Origin of the sequence: Helicobacter pylori HUP-B14, assembly GCF_000259235.1 — a bacterium.
GTDB lineage: Bacteria > Campylobacterota > Campylobacteria > Campylobacterales > Helicobacteraceae > Helicobacter > Helicobacter pylori_CU.
Genome location: NC_017733.1, coordinates 934,003 through 954,786, shown reverse-complemented (window position 1 = coordinate 954,786; position 20,784 = coordinate 934,003). Strand labels below are relative to the sequence as shown.

At 38.1% G+C, this 20,784-nt stretch carries 15 protein-coding genes; 2 read left to right on the top strand and 13 right to left on the bottom strand.

Going from position 1 to position 20,784, the window contains the following annotated elements; translation table 11 throughout:
- The first annotated feature begins 15 nt into the window (after window positions 1-15).
- Entirely contained in the window at window positions 16-1,395 is a 1,380-nt protein-coding gene (locus tag HPB14_RS04550) for an MFS transporter (RefSeq protein WP_041199436.1), read from the top strand.
- Window positions 1,396-1,815: 420 nt separating this feature from the next.
- On the opposite strand, the gene HPB14_RS04545 is transcribed toward HPB14_RS04550, so the two are convergent.
- The 11 genes from HPB14_RS04545 to recR all read right to left on the bottom strand — a co-directional run bounded on the left by HPB14_RS04545 (window position 1,816) and on the right by recR (window position 11,500).
- Window positions 1,816-3,777, bottom strand: coding sequence for a porin family protein (locus HPB14_RS04545; RefSeq protein ID WP_001228468.1), 1,962 nt, complete (start codon window positions 3,775-3,777; stop codon window positions 1,816-1,818).
- 215 nt (window positions 3,778-3,992) lie between these two features.
- On the bottom strand, window positions 3,993-4,478 hold the full coding sequence (locus tag HPB14_RS04540) for a GNAT family N-acetyltransferase (RefSeq protein WP_000153382.1): 486 nt from the start codon (window positions 4,476-4,478) through the stop codon (window positions 3,993-3,995).
- Window positions 4,479-4,568: 90 nt separating this feature from the next.
- Complete coding sequence (locus HPB14_RS04535) at window positions 4,569-5,324, bottom strand: 7-carboxy-7-deazaguanine synthase QueE (RefSeq protein WP_000775583.1); 756 nt, start codon at window positions 5,322-5,324, stop codon at window positions 4,569-4,571.
- Between the two features lie 3 nt (window positions 5,325-5,327).
- Window positions 5,328-5,930, bottom strand: a complete 603-nt coding sequence (locus HPB14_RS04530; RefSeq protein ID WP_000236831.1) for a 6-pyruvoyl trahydropterin synthase family protein — start codon at window positions 5,928-5,930, stop codon at window positions 5,328-5,330.
- A 1-nt stretch (window position 5,931) separates the two neighbouring features.
- Window positions 5,932-6,591 (bottom strand): hypothetical protein, encoded by a 660-nt coding sequence (locus HPB14_RS04525; RefSeq protein WP_000591722.1) that lies wholly within the window; start codon window positions 6,589-6,591, stop codon window positions 5,932-5,934.
- Window positions 6,588-7,391, bottom strand: a complete 804-nt coding sequence (gene surE, locus HPB14_RS04520) for a 5'/3'-nucleotidase SurE (protein ID WP_000722463.1) — start codon at window positions 7,389-7,391, stop codon at window positions 6,588-6,590. Before surE ends, HPB14_RS04525 begins: the two co-directional genes overlap by 4 nt.
- Complete coding sequence (locus HPB14_RS04515; protein ID WP_000098050.1) at window positions 7,388-8,299, bottom strand: polyprenyl synthetase family protein; 912 nt, start codon at window positions 8,297-8,299, stop codon at window positions 7,388-7,390. The genes surE and HPB14_RS04515 overlap by 4 nt, the downstream gene beginning before the upstream one ends.
- 15 nt (window positions 8,300-8,314) lie before the next feature.
- Complete coding sequence (gene folE, locus HPB14_RS04510) at window positions 8,315-8,857, bottom strand: GTP cyclohydrolase I FolE (protein WP_000426991.1); 543 nt, start codon at window positions 8,855-8,857, stop codon at window positions 8,315-8,317.
- Entirely contained in the window at window positions 8,858-9,790 is a 933-nt protein-coding gene (gene htpX, locus HPB14_RS04505) for a zinc metalloprotease HtpX (RefSeq protein ID WP_000180879.1), read from the bottom strand. It lies immediately after the preceding gene.
- The gene (truD, locus tag HPB14_RS04500) at window positions 9,777-10,922 is read right to left on the bottom strand and encodes a tRNA pseudouridine(13) synthase TruD (protein WP_001052422.1); all 1,146 of its coding nucleotides are present in this window, start codon (window positions 10,920-10,922) and stop codon (window positions 9,777-9,779) included. Before truD ends, htpX begins: the two co-directional genes overlap by 14 nt.
- Complete coding sequence (recR, locus tag HPB14_RS04495) at window positions 10,919-11,500, bottom strand: recombination mediator RecR (protein WP_001099619.1); 582 nt, start codon at window positions 11,498-11,500, stop codon at window positions 10,919-10,921. The genes truD and recR overlap by 4 nt, the downstream gene beginning before the upstream one ends.
- A 155-nt stretch (window positions 11,501-11,655) precedes the next feature.
- Between recR and HPB14_RS04490 the strand changes: the two genes are divergently transcribed.
- Window positions 11,656-11,862, top strand: coding sequence for a 2-hydroxymuconate tautomerase family protein (locus tag HPB14_RS04490; protein ID WP_001115881.1), 207 nt, complete (start codon window positions 11,656-11,658; stop codon window positions 11,860-11,862).
- Window positions 11,863-11,930: 68 nt separating this feature from the next.
- On the opposite strand, the gene hopJ is transcribed toward HPB14_RS04490, so the two are convergent.
- Both hopJ and HPB14_RS04480 read right to left on the bottom strand, forming a co-directional pair.
- Window positions 11,931-13,037, bottom strand: coding sequence for a Hop family outer membrane protein HopJ/HopK (hopJ, locus tag HPB14_RS04485; protein ID WP_001160360.1), 1,107 nt, complete (start codon window positions 13,035-13,037; stop codon window positions 11,931-11,933).
- 51 nt (window positions 13,038-13,088) lie between these two features.
- Window positions 13,089-20,711 carry a vacuolating cytotoxin domain-containing protein gene (locus HPB14_RS04480; RefSeq protein WP_000874565.1) on the bottom strand — a complete coding sequence of 2,541 codons (7,623 nt, stop codon included), beginning with the start codon at window positions 20,709-20,711 and terminating at the stop codon, window positions 13,089-13,091.
- Window positions 20,712-20,784 lie beyond the last annotated feature (73 nt).

The window sequence follows — 20,784 nt, the reverse complement described above, 5'->3', positions numbered from 1 at the left end:
GTGAAAGGATAATCAATAAAACATTTAGGCAAAAAAGAGGTAAGAACCTTGGGGTTATCTTCGCTTGGGGGGACTTTAGAATTTTACGATTTTATCATCTTTGTATTTTTTACGAGTATCATTGCCAAACACTTTTTCCCGAACACGCTCAGCCCTATTTGGTCTGAAATCAACACTTATGGTATCTTTGCTGCAGGTTATCTGGCGCGCCCGCTTGGCGGCATAGTGATGGCCCACTTTGGGGATAAATTCGGTCGTAAAAACATGTTCATGCTCTCTATTTTACTAATGGTGATCCCAACCTTTGCGCTAGCTTTGATGCCAACTTTTAATCATTTGGTGGGTTTTGGCGTTGATAGCATGGGACTTAGCCTAAAAAACGCTCATTATCTTGGTTACATAGCTCCTGTTTTTTTGGTGTTTGTTAGGATTTGTCAAGGCGTTGCTGTGGGTGGTGAATTGCCTGGTGCTTGGGTTTTTGTCCATGAGCATGCCCCGCAAGGCCAAAAAAACACTTATATTGGTTTTTTAACCGCTTCTGTAGTTTCTGGGATTTTGCTTGGGAGTTTGGTTTATATAGGGATTTATATGGTTTTTGACAAGCCTGTTGTTGAAGATTGGGCTTGGAGGGTTGCCTTTGGGCTTGGAGGGATTTTTGGTATCATTTCTGTGTATTTGAGGCGCTTTTTAGAGGAAACTCCTGTTTTTCAGCAAATGAAGCAAGACGATGCATTAGTCAAATTCCCGCTTAAAGAGGTGTTTAAAAACTCCCTCTTTGGTATATCAATCTCCATGCTTATCACTTGGGTTTTAACCGCTTGTATTTTGATTTTTATCCTTTTTATTCCCAATTTTACTCTCAAGCATCCCAATTTTAATTTCACTCCTTTTGAAAAAACCTATTTTCAAATTTTAGGGCTTGTTGGTATTGTAAGTTCTATTATTTTCACCGGGTTTTTGGCCGATAAAATCAAACCGCACAAAGTTTGTATGGCTTTTAGTGCGGCCTTTGGGTTTTTTGGCTTTTTATTCTTCAAAGAATTTTATTCTAACGCGCCAAGTTTAATCAATACCATAGTTTTATACTTTTTAGCTTGCTTTTGTGCGGGCATTATGAATTTTTGTCCCATTTTCATGAGCGATGTGTTTAGTGCTAGAATCCGTTTTAGTGGGATTTCCTTTGCTTATAACATAGCCTATGCTATAACCGCTGGCTTTACCCCTCAACTTTCAAGCTGGTTAAACGCAAAAGCCATAGCAGCGCCTGAAAGTTTGCAAAGTTATGGTTTGAGCTTTTATATCCTCATAGTTTCTTTAATTGCTTTTATTACATCGCTTTTAATGGCACCAATTTACCGCAAATCCAGTGATACCGAAGTGTCGCCCACAGCATGAAGGATGTGCAAACCTTTGAATCATTCAACCAAGATTGAGCCGATTTTCATCAGACCATATTTAAAAAAAGAAACTATATTGAACCTAAAATTAGAATGGGAAAATATAGAGGAATTTCGTGGAGAAAGAGAGAAAAAGCTAAAAAATGAAGCGTTATTATTTAAGTTTTAATAGGGTGTTTTAGCACCATTTGTTGTAAGGGTTTAACGCTTGGCGTTGGTGGATTTTGGTGGTAATGAAATTCTTAACATTCAAAGATTTTTAAACTTATCGTTTTAGATTTCATTTTGTTGTAAAACTCTTAAGGGGGTGGGGGGATATTATAATTCCTCTCTGCAACCTCATTAAAACCCCATAGCCCCTATGGAGTGCATCACAATGAGATTATCGCTTGATTGAGCTTTTCAATATTTTCACACTCTAAAACACCCACCCATAATTGAAAAACACCTTAAAATGGCTAGCCCCTTCATTGAAAACAAAAGAGTTCGTGTAATCGCTACCACTAGAAACGACGCTAGCTTTTCTTTGGATTAAGGGAATGCTAATCCCTACAGAATACTTAGAATGCTTATAGCGGTAGTTCAACCCGGTAGCCACATCTAAATTACCGCTCCCTTTGACTTTATTGAGCACATAATAGCTGTTATACAAGCCCCTTAACCCCCCAAAGATACCAAAAGATGAAGAAAAGTTTCTTCTGGTTTGAATATCTATAGGGCTATTTTTATTAGAGTAAGTGGTGATGAAATCCAATAACAAATCTAACCCCCCACCATAGCTCAATTGCTGGACTTTTTGGTTAATAGCTTTAGCGTAATTGTATTTGATGATGCCATAATAAGCCAACCCTATGAAATCATTAAAGTAGTTTTGATAGCCTATTTTAGCGTTAACCCCTAAAATAGGACTTCTAAAACTTTGCGACGCACTTGAAGTGTAATGGTTAGTGACGCTAGAAGTCAAAAAGGTCTTTTGAATGGTGCCAAGCATGGAATTGGCTAAATCTTGCGTGTTCAAACTAGCGTTTAGATTGTAGTTTGTTTGAGCGCTCAAATTCGCGTAATCTATAGGTAAAGCGTTTTGATTAATAAGCTGCTGCCAAACCGCTGCTGTTACCCCTAAAAAGCCAGCTGGGACATCTGCGCAATTGTGATAGATGGAATTAGGGTAGTTGCTAGGGAAAGCGCTCTGACCTTGACCCCCATAAAGCGAACACACATTATAGGGGAGACCATCAGAATCTTTTGGCTTGCCATTTTCGTTTTGACCGGTTGGCACTCTTTGATAAGTCATGTTCCCGTTATGCCCATAGCCTTTAGTGTGGCTGAATTCATGCAAAATGGTTCTTAAATCCTCTAAATTGATAGTCTTAAGGTCATTACCAAAGAGTTTTTTAGGATCTAAGGCAGAAGCCACTACCCCTAATTGGCCATAATGCTTACCATCATCATTGTTGCTAGGGGTAATATCACTCCCAAGCCCTACAACCCCTGAATCCTTTAAAACAACGACATCAAGATCCGCTTTGTTTCTAAATTTATTGACAATGTCTTGTTTGTTTAACACATAACTTTTATTTTGAGAATTGACAAGCCCATTTGTTCCGGGATTTACGCATTCATTCTCTTTGCTGGTATCGCATTCCCCTCCTCCGCCTTTATTAGTGAATTCAAAAGGAGCGTTTAAGATCGCATCGCCCCAAGATTGGGAGTCTAAGACAGCGATCATGTTCAACATTAAATTGGTGAATTCTTCTGCGGTTTGTGGGGTGAAAGCTTCCCAGTGGTTCTCGTGATCTTTAAATTTGTTTTCATTCCTATAATTTACGACCAAATTTGTCTTAATCTTATTGAGCGTTTCAAACACCCTTTGCGTGTTAGCGTCAGAAACAGAAGTGCTAGTGGCTTCAATCTTTGGAAGAAATAAAGTATAAGGGTCAATTTTTAGACTATCAAATGCCTCTCCGGGCAAAATAATCTTAGAGTGTTTGGGGATAGTTTCTATCACGCCTAGATCGATCACATTGCCTTGAGCGTCTGTAAAGCTAAGCTTCACATTGCTTAGATTATAAGGTAGGAAGTTTTCTATAGTTAATTGACCATTATACATATACAACACTCTAATGGGGGATAAAGATGAGAATTTCAATTTTGAAATCGCTTCAGTATTGGTAAATAAATTAGCCGCTCTTTTTAAAATCGTGTCTGTGGGTAAATAATTGTAAGTTGCGTAAGTGTTTTTTGTGGTGGTGTGTCTTTTTTCTTGCGTTTGCGTGCCTTCTAATAGCCCGGTTTCAAAGCCGGCTTCTATGAAAAAGCCATTTTTCTCGTTCGATTCTAAAGCGCTGAATAATAAAAGTGGGATGAATAGTTTTCTCATGGTTATCTCTTTTTAGTTTATAGTGCCTTTATTATACAATTTAAGGGGGTTGTTTGTTTGTTTTTTGAAATTTAAAGTTTTTACAAGGGATTAGTGTTTCATATTAAAACAAATTTTTAAAAACAAGCGTTCGTTTTATAGTTTATTTAGCATTAATTAGGCTGTGTTAATGAAAGTTTGATGGGGAAAAGGCGTGTGTCAAATGGATGCACCAATCAAGACAAAATCTTTTCCATAAAAAGAGTGGGGAAAATCAAAGCCTCTTCGCCCAACTCCACCACGCAATCCTCTTCTTTGATGCGCACAAAACCCAGCTTTTGATAGAGGTTGCATGCCTTGATTTGACTCTTGCTCACATGCAGAGAGATTTTAGTATAGCCTTTAATAAAAGCGTATCGCTCCACGCTCTCATAGAGTTTTTGACCCAACCCTTGAGATTGATAAGCGGTATCAATGTGGAATTTACACAGCTCTGCTTCTGTTTTATCAACATGATTAAGCCCGCAGATCCCAATGAGTTTTTTATCCTCTCTCATTCCAAAAAATTCCCCGCCATGCTCGCGCAATTTTTGAACAAACCCGCTAATGCTGGGCAAAAGATCCAAGCGTTGGATAAACCCTAAAGGGTTGTCAGCGATGCGCTCAGCGTAAAATTCTTCTAATTCAGTGGGGTATTTGGGCGAAAAAACTTTGATGGTCATGATTTTCTAACTTCCAAAAATAACTAAATCTTTCAATGAGCGTAATGATAACAATTTTTAGCTTAAAATAATAACGCTATTATGAGTCTTTTAAAACCCTTTCTTATTATCCCACAAGCGGATATGGAGCCTATCGCTCAGCCTGAAACCATGCTTTATGGCTAGGGGGGCTAGAGTTTTTAGATTTTTATCTAGCTCGTTGTTATTTGTGCCTAAGGGCATTAAAAAGATTTCATTATTTTTTAAGGAGAGTTGTTTCAAAAGGCTTTGGATTTCTGCGATAGATTGAGCGGCGTTTTGACTCTCCAATACGAATTTAAAATGCGCGCTTTTAGCGTTATTTAAGATGTTTTGTAAGGCTTTAAGGTTGATCCGCTTGCTTTCTTGCTCCAAAGAAAAAGAGAGTTTGACGCTTAGAGTGAAATGCAATTCTTTTAAAATAGGGCTAAATTCAAAAAAAATAGAGCCATTGCTCTCTACAAATAAAGGGATTTTTTTATGGTGGAAATGCTCTAAAACGCTCAATAAAATAGGGTTATTAAAATACAAGCTTGGCTCCCCGCCTGTAAGAATGAAATCAAAATCCTTATAATTAGGGGCTAAATTAACTAATCGTTCAATCAAGGGCTTAGGCTCATTGTAATAATCCCAAGATGTTTGGAATTTAGGATGCACCGCATACAAGCTATCGCAACCTGTTAGGATTTCATCATTGAATGGGGTTTTACAATTAAAGCCCTTGCATGAAAGGTTACACCCCCCTAAGCGCAAAAAAAGACTGGGTTTGCCTATGTTTTTTCCTTCACCTTGTAAGGAAAAAAAGCTCTCAACGACCGGGAGTTTCATTTTTTAAGGGATCTGGTGTAAGGGCTTAGCGTGAAAAAAGCATTTTTCTTCATCGCTAATGATTTTATTGAAAAAATCCTTATCATGCCACAAATTTTGAATGCCTTGCGAGAAAGAGACGCAATGATTATGCACTAAAGATTTAAAATGAGGGTTTTCTAAATCTTTTAAAAAGCTTTCCGCGTAGCCGTTTTTAGTCTCATGCACGCGCACGCTAGAAACCTTTAACTCCCCTTCATTATTAGAAAAAACGCTTTTTTGTAAAATCCTTGTCAAGTAGTATAAAAACATAAGAGCGTAACTTTCCGCGCTCAAATTAAACGAGCATTTCACATAACGAACGCAATGATTTTCTATAAAACGCTGAAACTCAAGGCTTTCTTTATCCCAAAAATGATGGGCATGATCAAACGACTCAATGAAAACTTGCATCTCTTGTTGCATCAGCCCAAAATCTAATGCCATGTTCGCGCTATCCAAGCGGTTGGTTTCAATAAAGACTTCCACTTCATAATTATGCCCATGGATGTTTTGAGCGCATTTTAAAGAAGAACAATTGCGCACCACATGGCTAGCGCAAAATTTATACAATCGCCTGATAACCATTTCATTGCCTATAACATGGCTGATAAAGGGGCAGTCTTAAATTATAGTAGTAGCGTTCAGGGCGGTTAAAATCAATGCGTTTGATCGTGCTTTTAATCAAATCCCTATAAAGCATCTGATAGCCGCAAGTCCTTCCGCTCACGCTCCCATCTACATATAAAACCCGTTTTTGCAGCACCACATCATACCAATCCAAAATAAAATGCGAATTAGCGCTCATTAAAATTTGCTCGCTAAAGCCATTGATAGCGTAATAATCCGTAGGGGTTTGGGAGCAATAAAACTGCCCCCCAAGAAAATAACAAGGCTTATTGACTTGATCGATCAGTTGGTAATTGTATTGGTAGAACGGCACAGCTGAGATATTACGGACAATGCGCGCATAGATCACATTTTTGGCTTTATCTAATGGGAATTCCGCTTGCGTGAAGACATTGTAAAAGCCTAATTTTTGCAATTCATAAACAATCACATTGATATAATAAGAAGTCATCGCATCGCTTCTGTCATAAGCTACCACGATAGTGGAATTATAGTTGAACAAATAATCCCCTGTAACTTCTGAATAATACCCCATGTGCAAGCGGTGCTGGCATGCATTAAAGAAAAAAAACACCCCAACAATTAGCCCTAAAAAAGCCAAGCGGTGCTTTTTAATCACTTTAACATTCCCTCATGCCAAGATTCCAAGCTTTTCAAATCATCATAACTGGTTAAGTCTAAATTTAAAGGCGTGATAGAGGCATGGTTTGAAGCGATAGCGTCAAAATCAGAGAGCCTGTCTTCATTTTCGCGCTTTTGCCATTCTAAAGGGTGCAACCCTAACCAAAAATAGCTTTCATTTTTGGGGTCTGTTCGTTTATGCACTTCTTTTTTATACAGCCTATAGCCCTTAGGGGTGATGCGTTCGCCCTTATATTCTTGTAAGGAGCAATTAGGGACATTCACATTTAGGAGTTTGCGCCCCTTTAAAGGGTAGCCTTTGGTGAAAACGCTTTGGACTAAATCCTGGATGATCTTTTGAGCCAAATCAAAACTTAAGGGAGTGTTTTTGTTTTTGTTAGAAAGGATTTGAGAAATCGCAATGGAAGGCACGCCCTGAATGGTGCCTTCAATCGCTCCGGCCACCGTTCCCGAATAAATCGTGTCTTCGCCCATGTTAGATCCAAGATTGATCCCTGAAATCACCAAATCAAAACAGACATGTTTAAAAAGCTCATTGATCGCCAGATACACGCAATCGCTTGGCGTGCCATCATCAATCCTATAATGCCGGCCTTCTTTGCCCTTAATTTTCTCCGCTCTCAAAGGCGCGGTGATCGTGATGCATTGCGAGCATGCGCTTTTTTCATGCTTGGGGGCGACCACATAAATTTCTGCCATTTCTTCTAAAGCTTGTTCTAAAGCTTTAATGCCTTTTGCATGGTAGCCATCATCGTTGGTGAGTAGAATTTTTTTCATGTTTTGCCTTTAAATAGAGTGTTCAATAATGCGTTTAAATTTTCTTGCAATAAAGGATAAGCGGGTTTTAATAGGTTTAAATCGTTTAAAACCTCTGTTTTTAAAGTTTGAGCGTAATCATTCGCCTTCTCTAGCCCCAATAAATTCACAAAGCTGTTTTTAGCGCTGTCTAAATGAGTGGTTTTACCGCTTTCTTTTTCATCTTGCGTAACATCTATAATATCATCTAGCACTTGAAAACAAAGACCCGTTTTTAACCCAAAAGCCTGAAGCCATTTAAAAAGCTTTTCATCTTTAATACCGCTTGCAACAAGCCCCATCATCAGGCTTGCGCTAATCAATTTAGCGGTTTTATGCTCGTGTAAGAAAGTGAGCTGCTCTAAATTTAAGGGCGTGTTCTCAAAATAGCAATCCAAGGCCTGCCCTAAGATCATGCCTTTAATCCCCCCATTAGCACTTAAGATTTTGACTAATTCCACAATGATATGGCTTTCTAGTAAAGAGTTTGAGAGCAATTCAAAAGAATAAGTGTTGAGCGCATCGCCGATTAAAACGGCTGTGGTTTCATCGTATTTAGCGTGTAAAGTGGGGTGGTTTCTCCTTAAAGCGGCGTTATCCATGCAAGGCAAATCGTCATGGATGAGCGAATAAGTGTGCAAGCATTCAATGCTTAAAGCGATTTTAAAATATTCTGTTTGCTGGTTAGAATAATCTTTTTTACCCACTAAAGCACAAAGCACGGCTAAAAAAAGCTTAGGGCGGAACCTTTTACCCCCATTAAGCACCATTTCAAAAAAGGCTTTTTCCAAATAAGGGTGGAAGCTTTCAAGGTGTAAATGATGGTTTTTTAAAAAGCTTTCAAAACGCTCGCACTCATTATAGTAAAAGGATAAATTAGGGCTACTCATGCATAGAATTATAACCTAAGATTTTAAGAGTTGCATAAATTCAGCTCTGGTTTTAGGGTCTTTTTTAAAGAGGCCTCTCAACACGCTTGTTTTAATGATCGCATTTTGCTTTTGCACCCCTTGCATGCTCATGCACAAATGTTTGGCTTCACAAACCACGATCACGCCTCTTGGCTCTATGATTTCATCAAAAGTTTCTGCAATTTGAGTGGTCAGTCTTTCTTGGATCTGCAAGCGTTTGCTATAAATTTCAATGAGTTTGGCGATCGCGCTAATGCCTACAATCTTTTCTTTAGGAATGTATCCTAAACTGATATTCCCCAAAAAAGGGAGCAAATGGTGCTCGCAAGTGGAGTAAAATTCAATGTTTTGAGCCACTATCATTTCATCGCAAACGCCTTGAAAATACGCGCTTTTTAAAGCCACTCTAGGGTCTTCTTTATAGCCTTTATACAAGAATTTCCATAATTCTTGAACCCTTTTAGGCGTCTTTTTTAGACCTTCTCTATTCTTGTCTTCGCCGATATTTTCAAAAAATTGGTTGAAAAAATTTTCCATTTAGATCACACGCTTTCTTAAGGATTGGATACGATTTTTAATGCTAGGGTGGGTGCTAAACATTTCAGCGTTAAAAAGATAGGCCGCTGATCGGGTGGAGTTCTGATCTATACCCTTGTAATCGTTGTTTGCATAGTCGTTAGAAATTTTTTGTAAGGCTCTAATCATGGGCTTATTGTCATGCATTAAAAACGCCGCCCCGCTATCGGCCATGTATTCTCGTGTGCGGCTCAAATACATTTGCAAAAGGAGTGTTAAAAAAGGCAAAATGATCTGTAAAACCCATAAAATCATTCGGGCTAAATTCGCCCCACTATTCTTGCGATTCCCCATGAAAAAATACACGCTAAAATTAGCCACTAATAGCATGATATTGCTTAAAATCCCCACGCACATGGTCAAGCGGATGTCGTTGTGCCGTATGTGGCTGAGCTCATGAGCGATCACGGCTTTTAATTCATCTCTATCCAACCTCTCTATTAAAGCGCTTGTAAGAGCGATAAGAGAATTGGATTCATCCCACCCGCTCGCAAAAGCGTTCATGTAAGGGGCGTTAATGATATAAAGCTTAGGCTCAAAATGAAGCTTAGCCTCTTCTAAAAGCTCTAATAAAAGGCGATGGATTTGATTTTCTTTAGAGCTTAAAACCTTGCTTGTGTCAATAAGCTTGTATTCATCACCGCTCAACATGATAGAGCTAAAATTTTGGATACAAATAACAATAACGACAAAAGCCGCTAAAAACATGATAATGGTGATCGTAGGAAAAATTTGAAAAGTGATGAGTTTAAAAAGGGCTATGCCTAAATCATTAGCGTTGATTCTAATAGCATCCACCAACAACCCGATAAAAGCGAAAATCGTGCAATAAGTGGTTAAAACCGCGTTCGTTTTGATCCTGTTTTGCGCGATAATCTTTTCAAAATTCGTCATTATTTTCTCCTTTCTCATGCTTGATTTCTTTGAGCAACGCGCTCGCATAACTCCCTTTAGGCAAGTAAAATCCCAATTCAAATTGCGCTTTTTCTTTCACATATTGAGAGATTACATTTTCTACAAACACCCAAAAAAACCGCCTAGAGCCTAGCGTTTTAGCATGGCTACTTAAAAGGTTATGCTGGAATTCTTTTTCAATTTCTAAACTCAAATTTTTTGCATAAAGAGCTTTTTTGCCATCTAGTAACCCCGTAGGCACAGCTTCTTTTTTCAAAAACCTTTCGCCCTCTTTTTCTAATTCTAAAGCGTCAAAAAACTTCCCATAAGGGTAATGGCGCATCACATCGCCTTCTAAGATTTTAAAGGGGTGGGCTTGGTTTTTAAGGGCTTTTAGAGTGTTTGAATTAACGCTTAAATTTTTTTGTTTAAAAAATTCTAAATTTTCTTTTAGGCTAAAAGCGCTAATGATTTTGCTGATTTCTAATCGTTTGCTTAAAAGCGCATTAAACAAATAACTTTGATAGCTTGAAATTAAAAAAGCGTTTAATTTTTGATGGGCGAATTTCGTTTGATTTTGCAAGATTTTTAACCCTTCTTTATGGTTGTCATTGAACTTCCCAAAGCGTTGTGGGCCAAAATAATTAGGCATGCCAAACTGCACGATTTGTTCTAAAACCTGCTTTGTTTTTTGAGCGTTTAGAGGGGTCATTTTTTTAAAACGCATAAAAAAGCAATTCCCTTTCAAATGCCCTAATTTGATTTTATTGTGATGGTAATTCAAAGACAGGATTTTAAGGTTTTTTTCTTGAAAGTTGCTCGTATTTTTTTCTAATAAAGGGGCGTATTTTTTAGGGAGTGAGATGAATTGAGTCGTCAGCGCGTTTTTATCTTTCAAGCCCGCATAACCCAATTCGGCGATTTTTACCCCTAAAATTTGAGAAAAAACTTGAAGCATTTCTAAAGTGCTTAAACCGCTTTTTCTCACTTGAATAACGGCATGTTCGCCTGTGTTGCTAAATTCATACAAAGGCACTTCATGCACGCAAAAATCCCTAGCGCTAGAATTGAAATGAAAATCAATGCTCGCATGGTTATAAGCATGCAATAGGGGCATAAAATTTAAATTCATGCTTTGATCCTTGAATTAAACGCCCTTGAGAGCGAAACGGAGTCAATGTTTTCAAAATTCACTCCAGTAGGCACGCCTTGAGCGATTTTAGTGAAAGTGAGGTGGAAATGCTGTAATTTGTCTTCAATATAGAGCATTAAAGAATCATTAGCCAAAGTGGGAGGGAAAGCAAAAATGATTTCTTTAATGTTTTCTTCAATCAGGCGTTTTTCTAGGGCGTTAAAATCCACTTCTTCTATAGAATTTAACACATAATAGCGCCCTAAAAAGTCCTTTAAGTCTTCTAAAATAAACACATCTCTTGGGTGTAAAACCATGCAAAGCTGAGAATTTTGTCGGCTCTCATCAGAGCAAATCTCACAAACCTCACTCTCACTGAGCGCGTTACAAGATGAACATGTTTTAAGGTTTTCTAGGGCGTTCTCTAAAGCGTGCGTGATTTTGAGCGCCAGATAGGGGTTTTCCAAACCCAAATGATACGCCATTTTAAAGGCAGACTTTTTACCCACATTGGGGATCTTTTCTAAACAATCCACTAAATTTAAAAAGTGGTTCAAGCTGTTTTTATAAGTATTCATTCTGTTAGTATATCAAACTTAACTTGACTTGAAAGCCACTAAAAGGGCTTTTATTGTTTTTAAAAGGGGGTTTAATTAATACAATATGAAAAAGCGCTTAATGAAGCGTTTAAATAAAAGCGTTATAATACGCTATCTCAATTTTAAGGAATAACATGCCGTTTATCAATATCAAACTTGTGCCAGAAAATGGAGGGCCAACAAACGAGCAAAAACAACAATTGATTGAAGGGGTTTCAGATTTGATGGTGAAGGTGTTAAACAAAAATAAGGCTTCTATTGTGGTTATTATAGATGAGGTCGATTCTAATAATTATGGTCTTGGGGGCGAGAGTGTTCATCATTTGAGGCAAAAAAACTGAAGAGTTTTTGAAATTCAAAGATTGCGATACGCTAAAACATGTAAGGGGGGTGCTTGTCCTCTACCCCCCTAAAAACTATAAACATAACTCACATTAAACATGACAAGGCGTTTGAAAAAGAGGGAAGTGTTTAACCCTTTGCCATGCGTTTCATAAAAAGAATTCACCGCTAAAGGGATCTTTAAGCCCATTTCAAAGCCATTGTGCCTATTGACATTCACACGAACCCCAAAATTCAAAGGGATCTGGAAAAAACTCGTGTGCATTTTAGCTTGATAATTGGTCAAGTAATTGTTGATAAAACCCCTTTGGCTCACCCACATGCCTAAACCACTCCCTACCCACGAACTCCCCGCTAAAGCAAAACCCACATAAAAACCCACGCTCGAATGTTTTTTTGCATTATCAATGAAATTATAAAGATAATCTATTCCAAGCCCATAGAGATGGTTATTCATTTTGCCTAAACCATCAAAGCCGTTACCCACAAAACCAAAATTACTATAACCATAGTCATAGAATAAATAATAGCGCAACCCTTGATTTTTTTTCTTAGTAAAGAAATGCTTATAGCCCACATTCAAACCTACCCCATACATGCTTGAAATGTTTTTAGAATAAGAGGTTGGATCAAGCGCGTTTAAGGAATTTGAAATTTGAGCGATTTGAGAAGATAAAGAAGAAAGCATGCGGTTTTGAGATTGAGCAAATTGCAATTCTAAATTTCTTAAGTTTTCTTCAAATTCTAAAGGGTTAGTAATGGGTTCTTGCATTTTTTCCAACGCTTGGACTAATTGTGGGTTAGATGCAACGCCCCCACTAAGCATGACTATTTTTTCAATGTTTTGAAGGGTGGATTGGAGGTAGTATTGTTCGGCTTGCATTTCAGTGGGGGTTAATTTAGCATCGTTTTTCAAAGCGTTGTTGATGTAATTAAAGGTGTTTTGCATGTTTGTGATTTCATTTTTGACTTGATTGAGTTTGTAGATTTTATTTTGAGCGTTAGAAATGATTTGGATGCGTTCTTGATTTAAAAAGGGGTTATTGTGTTCAACGGCATGACTGATGGAATATTCAAACCCCACGCTCGCATACGCCCCATTTTCTTCAGCGATACAAAAAGATAAAAATAATAAAGATAAAGATAAAGGAAATAAGATTTTTTGAAATTGCATGGGTGATCCTGCTATGAATTGGGCTTGTTAAAAATAAGTTTAATGATACCATTAAAAAGCATAGCGCATACCAATATTTCCGGTAATATTAATATCTTTATAATCAAGTCCAAACCTAGCCCCAATGCCCGCATTCACATAAAAGGTTTTGAATAACCTTATCTCCCCGCCTGTGATAATGCTAGCAAAAGTGTTGTATCTGCCACCATCTCTATAGCTTAGGGTGTTATTACCAATAAAACGCACCATTTTATCCCCCATAGAATTAATGAATAAATCTCTGCCCACATCCGCAATCACAAAATAATAAGAGTTTTTATTGAAATAATGCCGACTTTCTAGGGCAAAATTGATCGTTAGAACGGATTTTTTATTAGGGTCAGCATTGGCTCTGAATTGATTGTAAATAGGATCATCCATAATACCCCTTAAACCAGACAAACCAATGTAATAATAGGCTAAGCCTACTTGGGGTTTAAAAATAACGCTTTTATCTTTAAACATGAAATCATAGCCATAATTGATTTTAGCGTCAGTCGTCCAAGTGTCGTATCTGTAAGACTGATTGATGATTGAGAGTAGGGGGTCATAGGAGTTGATGAAAGTCTTATTGTATCCCCAAGTCTCATTCAAGCTCATGGTTAGCTCGCTTCTTTTGATAAACGCTCGGCTATAAACGCCCATATTGACATTGCTAGAGCCTGATTGAGTGATATTTCCATGAAACCCGCTATACCCATAAGCGGCATAACCTCCCACAATCACGCCCTTAATGAACCTATCATACCCTACATTGATACCATATAAAGTCCCAGTGCCTCCATTAATAAAACTAGCCCCTCCAACTCCTGTCGCCCACACATTATTTTTGACTCTGTTTCTTTGAGAATATTTTAAAATCACATCCATAGCGTTAGGGATCGCATCAGCGAATCGCTTGTTTTTAAGGGCTTCTAAGCGTTCCAAGAAATCAGAACGAGCGAAAGTTGAAGTGTCAGAGAGTTTGGCTAAACGGCTCATTTGTTGCGTGTAGGTGTTGATCTGTAAAATATTAGTGGCATCATTTTTAAAATCAGGGTTAGCGATGACTTCTAAAGTGTTAGCAATGTCTCCAGCGATCGTGGTTAAATCTTTTGTGGAATGGTTTTCTAAATAATAGGGAGCGAATAAAGGGCTTCCCTTAGTTTCAAAGATTTTATTGAGCCAATCAATCGCTTGATTGCCTCCAGCTTGATCAATGCTATCCACACTTTGAACGCCCTGAATTTGAGCGATATATTGTTTTAAAGTGGGGGCTTGTAGGTTATTGATAGGATCATTAGAAACAGCGATTTTCACTTTATTATAAAGAATGGAAGTGTAAATGTATTGATTTTGAGAGTCCTTAAAGCCTACAACTAAACCGCCATCTTTAACACTCACGGCTTGCCCGTTATAAGTTAAGCCGTTGTCAGTCATCACCATGTGCTTGCCATTAATATCAATGAGTGCATAAAGCTTAAGGTAATTATCTAGGCTGCTGCCTCCTGTGATTTGGTTGTTATACCCGTAATAAATGGCTTTAGCGCTATCAATCAGCGTGTAAGTGCCTACTTCTTTTGAAGAAGTGTTGAATTGGATTAAGGGGTTATTGTCATTAGCCATGATTGTCGCATTGCCTTGAGCGTTGATAATAGCATGGCTAGCTGAATGACTGATATTAAACACCAAATCGCCATAGCTATTAAAATTCCCCATGACATTCAAACCGCTAGCGTTAGTGCTTAAAGTCGCTTGTTGGTTTAAGGTGAAATTACCATTAATGTTGGCTGTAGAGTTAGAGGCGTTGTTAAAAGCGTTAGTGATCGTCAAATTATTGGCTTGCAAGGTCGCGTTTTCATTGAGATTGAGCGTGCCTATGACGCTATTATTTGTTACTTGAGACAAATTAATAGCCCCATTAGAAGCGATTGCACCTAAGAAAGTGAAGTTGTTAGCGCGCACGCTTAAAGACTCATTAGTGGGGGTTACGCTAGAGTTTGTAGAAGAGCTGTTTTTGGTTGTAGGGCAATTGGCTAAATTGACACAAATTTCCCCTTTTTGAACGCTCACGTTATTCAAACCCGCATTAAGGCTTAAGCCATTCGTAGCGTTTAGGGTGGTGATATTGATATTGGAAACATCATTAGAAGCAAAAATCAATGTGCCTTGATACTTGCTAAAGTCAATCGTATTATCGCCATTAAAGATAATAGACTTGTTGGCGACAAAATTCAAACTGCCCCCTGTAGCGTTGCTAAAAGAGCTGTTATTGACAAAAACATAACTATTGCTTAAAAAGTTAAAATACCCTTTTTGCCAAAAATCATGCAAGTCTCTAGGCGATAAAAGAGCGCCTAAATCGTTTTCTTTGAGTGCGTTTTGTAAAGAGGGTGGCAACACGCTCCCTAAACCTTGATTATAAACGCCGCTTAACCCGCCTTGAGAAATAACATTATTGATGATATTGCTCACTAAACCTTGACTTTCTAGCTTTTTAACGACATCTTGTCCTAAAAACTCGTTCAACAAGTCGTTCGCCACCACACCAATGTCTTTTTGCAGGCTTGTAGGGGGGTTAGTAATATCTTTTAAAACCACGCTTAAAATAGAGCTTAATTCAGAAGCGTCTATATACCCACCGATAAAATTCAAAAGCCCTTTATCGTCTAGCATGCTTTTTAAAGACTGCTTAGCAAGGTAGTTTTCTATGATGGATGGGGTAACAAAATTGCCAAAAATGCTTAGTTTTTTACTGATAATATTTTGGATTTCATTCATGACTCCGCTATTATTCAATAAATCATCTAAGTTATTTTGACCTATAAGTTGGCCCAAGGTTTCATTTTGCAAGCTAGCGGGTAATTCCTTACTCAAAGGGCTTAGAGCGTTTTCTATAAAGTTTCCTAAACCGCCGGCTTGCTTGATTTTTTCCATAGCCACTTGACTGAGAACATTCGCTAAATTCCCTTGATTAAAGATTTTATCAATCCCTTCTTGACCCAAAAGATTAAAGATATTGTCTGTAGCCTGAGCTTCTATGTTAGCTTTATTCAACACTAAGTTATTAGCGCTTTGAAAGGTTACATCCGCGCTCCCTCCGCTTTCAAAAGCGTTACCACTTCCAATTGTTCCAGTGATATAAATGCTTTTAGCTTTAAAATCAGCGTTAATGTAGCCTAAATAAGGGGAAGTTGAGCCTAATAATTGCCCTAAGTAAGTGTTTCTAAAAGAAGAACAAGTGGCGCTATCTAGCGCGCAAGGACTGCTATAGCCATTGCCCCCAAACCATATAGAGCTAGTAGAGTTTGTAACATTATCTTGAGTAGCGCCTATAACGAGATTCCCATTACTAAAGGTTTGATTGATGTCGTTAGTCAAATGGTTGATCGTTTCTAGGAGCGCTTGCTTTTGCGCTTGGGTGATCTTAATCTTATCCAAGAGCTGCAACACTTCATTAATATTAGTGATATTGTCTAATTGGTTGGATTCAATCATTTCTTTTAAGGCAGCGGAATTTTGAGAAAGGATCCCTAAAAGCGTTTTTAAATTCTCGCTAGAAAAACCCTTATTGTAGATATTTAAACTATTCAAAGGCTGGTTGAACGGGCTATAAGTGCCTGGGGTTTGAGGCGTTTGAGAGCCTTTAGGGGTGAAAAGACCTTTAATGTTGCTTGTCAAGTAATAAGTGCCTACTTGATTGTCGCTATAATCATAGCTATAGCCGGTAGGATTTTGCTTAGAAGCTTGGTAATTATAAAGCTCAGGAGCGATATTAAAAATAGTGTTAGAAGCCGAGTTAGGGTTATTTAAAACTTCTATGGTTAAATCCCCATTTTTAATGCTCTCTTGAATGATTTGAGAAGAATTGAGAGGGTTTATAAACGACCAAGTTTGAATGTTGTTATTATCGCTATAGGTAGCGTTTTGGATTTTCATGCCATAAAAAAGGATTTTTTCATAGCCATTAGCCCCACTAATGCCAGTGATCCCTTTTTGAGCGTTTAGGATGTTGTAGGTTACAGATTTTGTGATGTTGTCAAAAATATTGATGTCAGATAAATTAATATCCCCATTACTCCCTAAAACAAACTGCCCGCTAACGCTCATCAAAGCCTTAGTTAAAGAGGGCGTATAACCATTAAAATTCAATGCCCCATTAGCCGTGAGGTTATTGAAACTCAATGAGCTTGCGCTATCAAAATTAAAGCTCGCTGTATCAATAGTCGTGTTGCCTCCAAAATCAGCCTGGCTTGCGCCTTGAAAATTGATATTAGCGTTTAAAGAGCTTGTGTTATTGGCTGATAAAACGCTATCGTCTAAATTAATAGTGGTGTTGTTTGAAAAACTAGCGCTAGAAGCGTTGAGCTTGCTGCTAGCGTTAAGACTGAGTGTCCCGCCATTAAAAAAGAGGCTATTAAAGGTCGCTTGACTCCCGTTATAAATATTGAGACTCGCTTGATTGTTAAAAGCGCTCGTGCCACTCGCATTCAAAACGCTTTGATTGTCTAAACTTAAATTAGAATTATTATCAAGCGTTAAAGAATTTTTAAAAGCGGCTTGACTTTTATTGCCAAGCGTGATATTGGCGTTGTTTTGCAAGGTTGTATCGCCATTAAAGTTCAGCAAACTTTGAGAACTGAGCGTAAAATTCGTGTTGCCTAAAAGCTGTGTGGTAGCGTTAAAATTGCTTGTCCCCCTAGAATACAAGACATTAAAAACCGCTTGCGTGTTATTGAAAATAAGGCTATTAGCCTGCAAATTATAGATCGCTCCCCCATTCAAACGAGAATTGATAAAGCTTAAAGAATTAGAAGCGTTAGCGCTGATAGTGCTTGATCCTCCAGGGTTTGTAAAGCCGCTAAACGAAGCGTTAGAAAACGAAATATTTTTAGCACTAAAACTGAATTTCCCCCAAGTCATATCGCTAAAACTGGAATTGGTTACGCTGATATTATTTAGAGCGTCAAAAGCGGCATAGGAATGCTGGCTAGCCCCTGTTTGAATCATTTTAGTAACGGTTTCAGCGTCATTATAATTCAAGCCATCCATAGTGATATTATCGCTTGCTTTAAAGGTAATGTTCGCTCCCCCACCATCTGAATTTGAAACGCCTTCACCGGTTTTAAAATTATTGGTCAAATAGATGTTAGCCGCATTAAAAGTTCCCGTAATATAGCCAAAACCTCCATGCCCTATCCAAATCAACCCATTATCATTCACGCTCTCTGTGTTGTTCCCTATGATCAAAGTGCCATTTTGGATATTCACGCCAAAACTTCTTCCAAACAAATTGGCTGTATAAGTGCTGAGCGTGTTGCCGCTTTGACCGCTCTGTCCTGAAAGATTGGGATCAATATAATAAATACCTTTTTGTGAGTAAGTTTGATTTTGGAGGTTATAAACTCCATTCCATACATTCGTTGTGGGTAAATTTTGAGTAGGGGGTGTGGGCGTTGGTGAAACCTTATTAGGGGGAGTGTTTGGCGCTGTGTGTTTTGTAGGAGTGGGTGTGGGGCTTGCAGGCTTAGCGTTAGCTAACGCTTGCTTTAATCCCTCTTGTTCAGCGTTAAAAGTCTTTTCTTCGTTTTGTAAGGTTTGTTCATCTTGTTGTTCTGTACTTTGCGCTTGATTGAAAGCTTGTTCACTAAAGCCTGTGGTGGAGTTGGCTAATTGTTTGAGCTTGTCTAAATCTCCTTGTAACGCTTGTTCATCTTGAGCGATTTGTTGGTTAGTGCTTTCTAAACCTTGAGCGTCTTTAGCGACAGTAGTATTTTTGCTTTGAGTGTAGCTTGTATCATTGCTTGCGATCTTATTATCACTAGTAGCGTTATTTAAAGCAGTTTGGGAGTTGGTTACATCCTCTTGATAGGTTTGTTGGGCTTGTTGTTGTTCTTGTTTTTGTTGTTGGGCTTGCGCTTGTTGTATCGCTTTATTTAAACTATCTTGTTCAGTATTAAAAGCGTTTTCTTCGTTTTGTAAGGTTTGTTCATCTTGTTGCTCTCGTTTTTGCGCTTGAGTGAAAGCTTGTTCGTTAAAGCCTGTTTTAGAGTTGGCTAATTGTTTGATTTGAGCTAAATCTTTTTCTAACGCTTGTTCATCTTGAGCGATTTGTTGGTTAGTGTTTTCTAAATTCTGAGCGTCTGTAGCGACAGTAGTATTTTTGCTTTGAGTGTAGCTTGTATCATTGCTTGCGATCGTGTTGTCGCTAGTAACATTATTCAAAGCGTTTCGGGAGTGAGCTACATCCTCTTGATAGGTTTGTTGGGCTTGTTGTTGTAAATCATCCCCTAAAAATTGGGTGGTAATGGACTGGTTGTTAAAGGTTTCTTGTAAGGTTTCATCTTGCCCGTTAATGTCAAAGGTTACATCATAAGTGTTATTACCCACTCCAACATGGCTAATGGCTTTATCGCCCTTATAGTTGATTAAATCCCACAAATAGCTTTGATAAACCCCATACTGGATCGCTCCGTTTGTAGTGAGAATGTCATAGGTTTGATTATTATTAAGGGTTTGATTGAGGTTAAAGATCGCATTAGAATTAAAAGACACACTGCCTTTAAGGCTGGCAAAAGGCGAACTTGAATTTAAAGTGTTGATGCCTGAAAAACTCACCTTGCTCGTATTAAAGTGATAAGCGCCTTGATTGAAGGTGTTATTATTAAAGCTTACGCTGTCATTAAAATTATAAGCGCCTTGATTGAAGGTGTTATTATTAAAGCTTACGCTGTCATTAAAATTATAAGCGCCTTGATTGAAGGTGTCGTTATTAAAGCTAGCGTTGTCATTAAAATCATAAGCGCCTTGATTGAAATTGCTGTTATTAAAGCTTAAAGTGGCGCTGTTACTAAAATTATAAGTGCCTTGATTGAAGTTCGTTTGATTGAAGGAGATGGTGCTGTTATTACTATTACCGCTGAAACTAAAACCTCCATTGGTGTCGTCTGTAAAGCTAGAGCCACTGACCTTGATGTTAGAGCCTTTAAAATTCATGTAAGATTTTTGTGTCCCTGCATGGCTGTTATCAAAACTCGCTTGATTGATAGTGATATTGTTGGTCGCGTTAAAATTGAGCGTGGCCCCACCGCCATCAGCGTATGAGTTTCCGGTTTTTAAATGGCTGGTCAAGTAAATGTTAGCCGCATCATAAGTGCCTGTGATATAGCCTACATCACCTCCATTAATACCTGTGCCTCCAAAGCGGATATTCCCTCCCACATTAAGCGTGCCACCATTGAATTTTTGCGTGAAACTAGCCCCACCAGCGCTATAAGTGGTAAGGGTGTTCAAATAATAAGTCCCAGAGCCTTGAGTGCTGCTAAAAAGGCAATAAGAGTTGTGCGTGGGTGAATTAGGACCGCTTTCAATATTATCTTGATAACTCCAAGACGACCATGACCAATAACGGCATTCGTTAGCCCTTAGGTGGGATAATCCCCCTAACGCTCCTATCAATAAAACCGAAGCTTTTAAAAAAGATTTGTTGCGATTAGAGAGCTTTTTAATAGGTTTTAAAGCTTTTTTATGGCATTTTAAGGGCTTTTCACATTTTAAGATTTGATTCAATTTGAAAATTTTCTTTGAGATCTTATTTAATTTGAAAGATCCCTTTGAAATAAACTTAGAAATCAATCTGGCCTTTTTAAACGCCATTTAAAACTCCAATCGTTTTTATTAAATCCCACATTATACAATTTGATGTTAAACAAACTCAAAAAGATTCGCA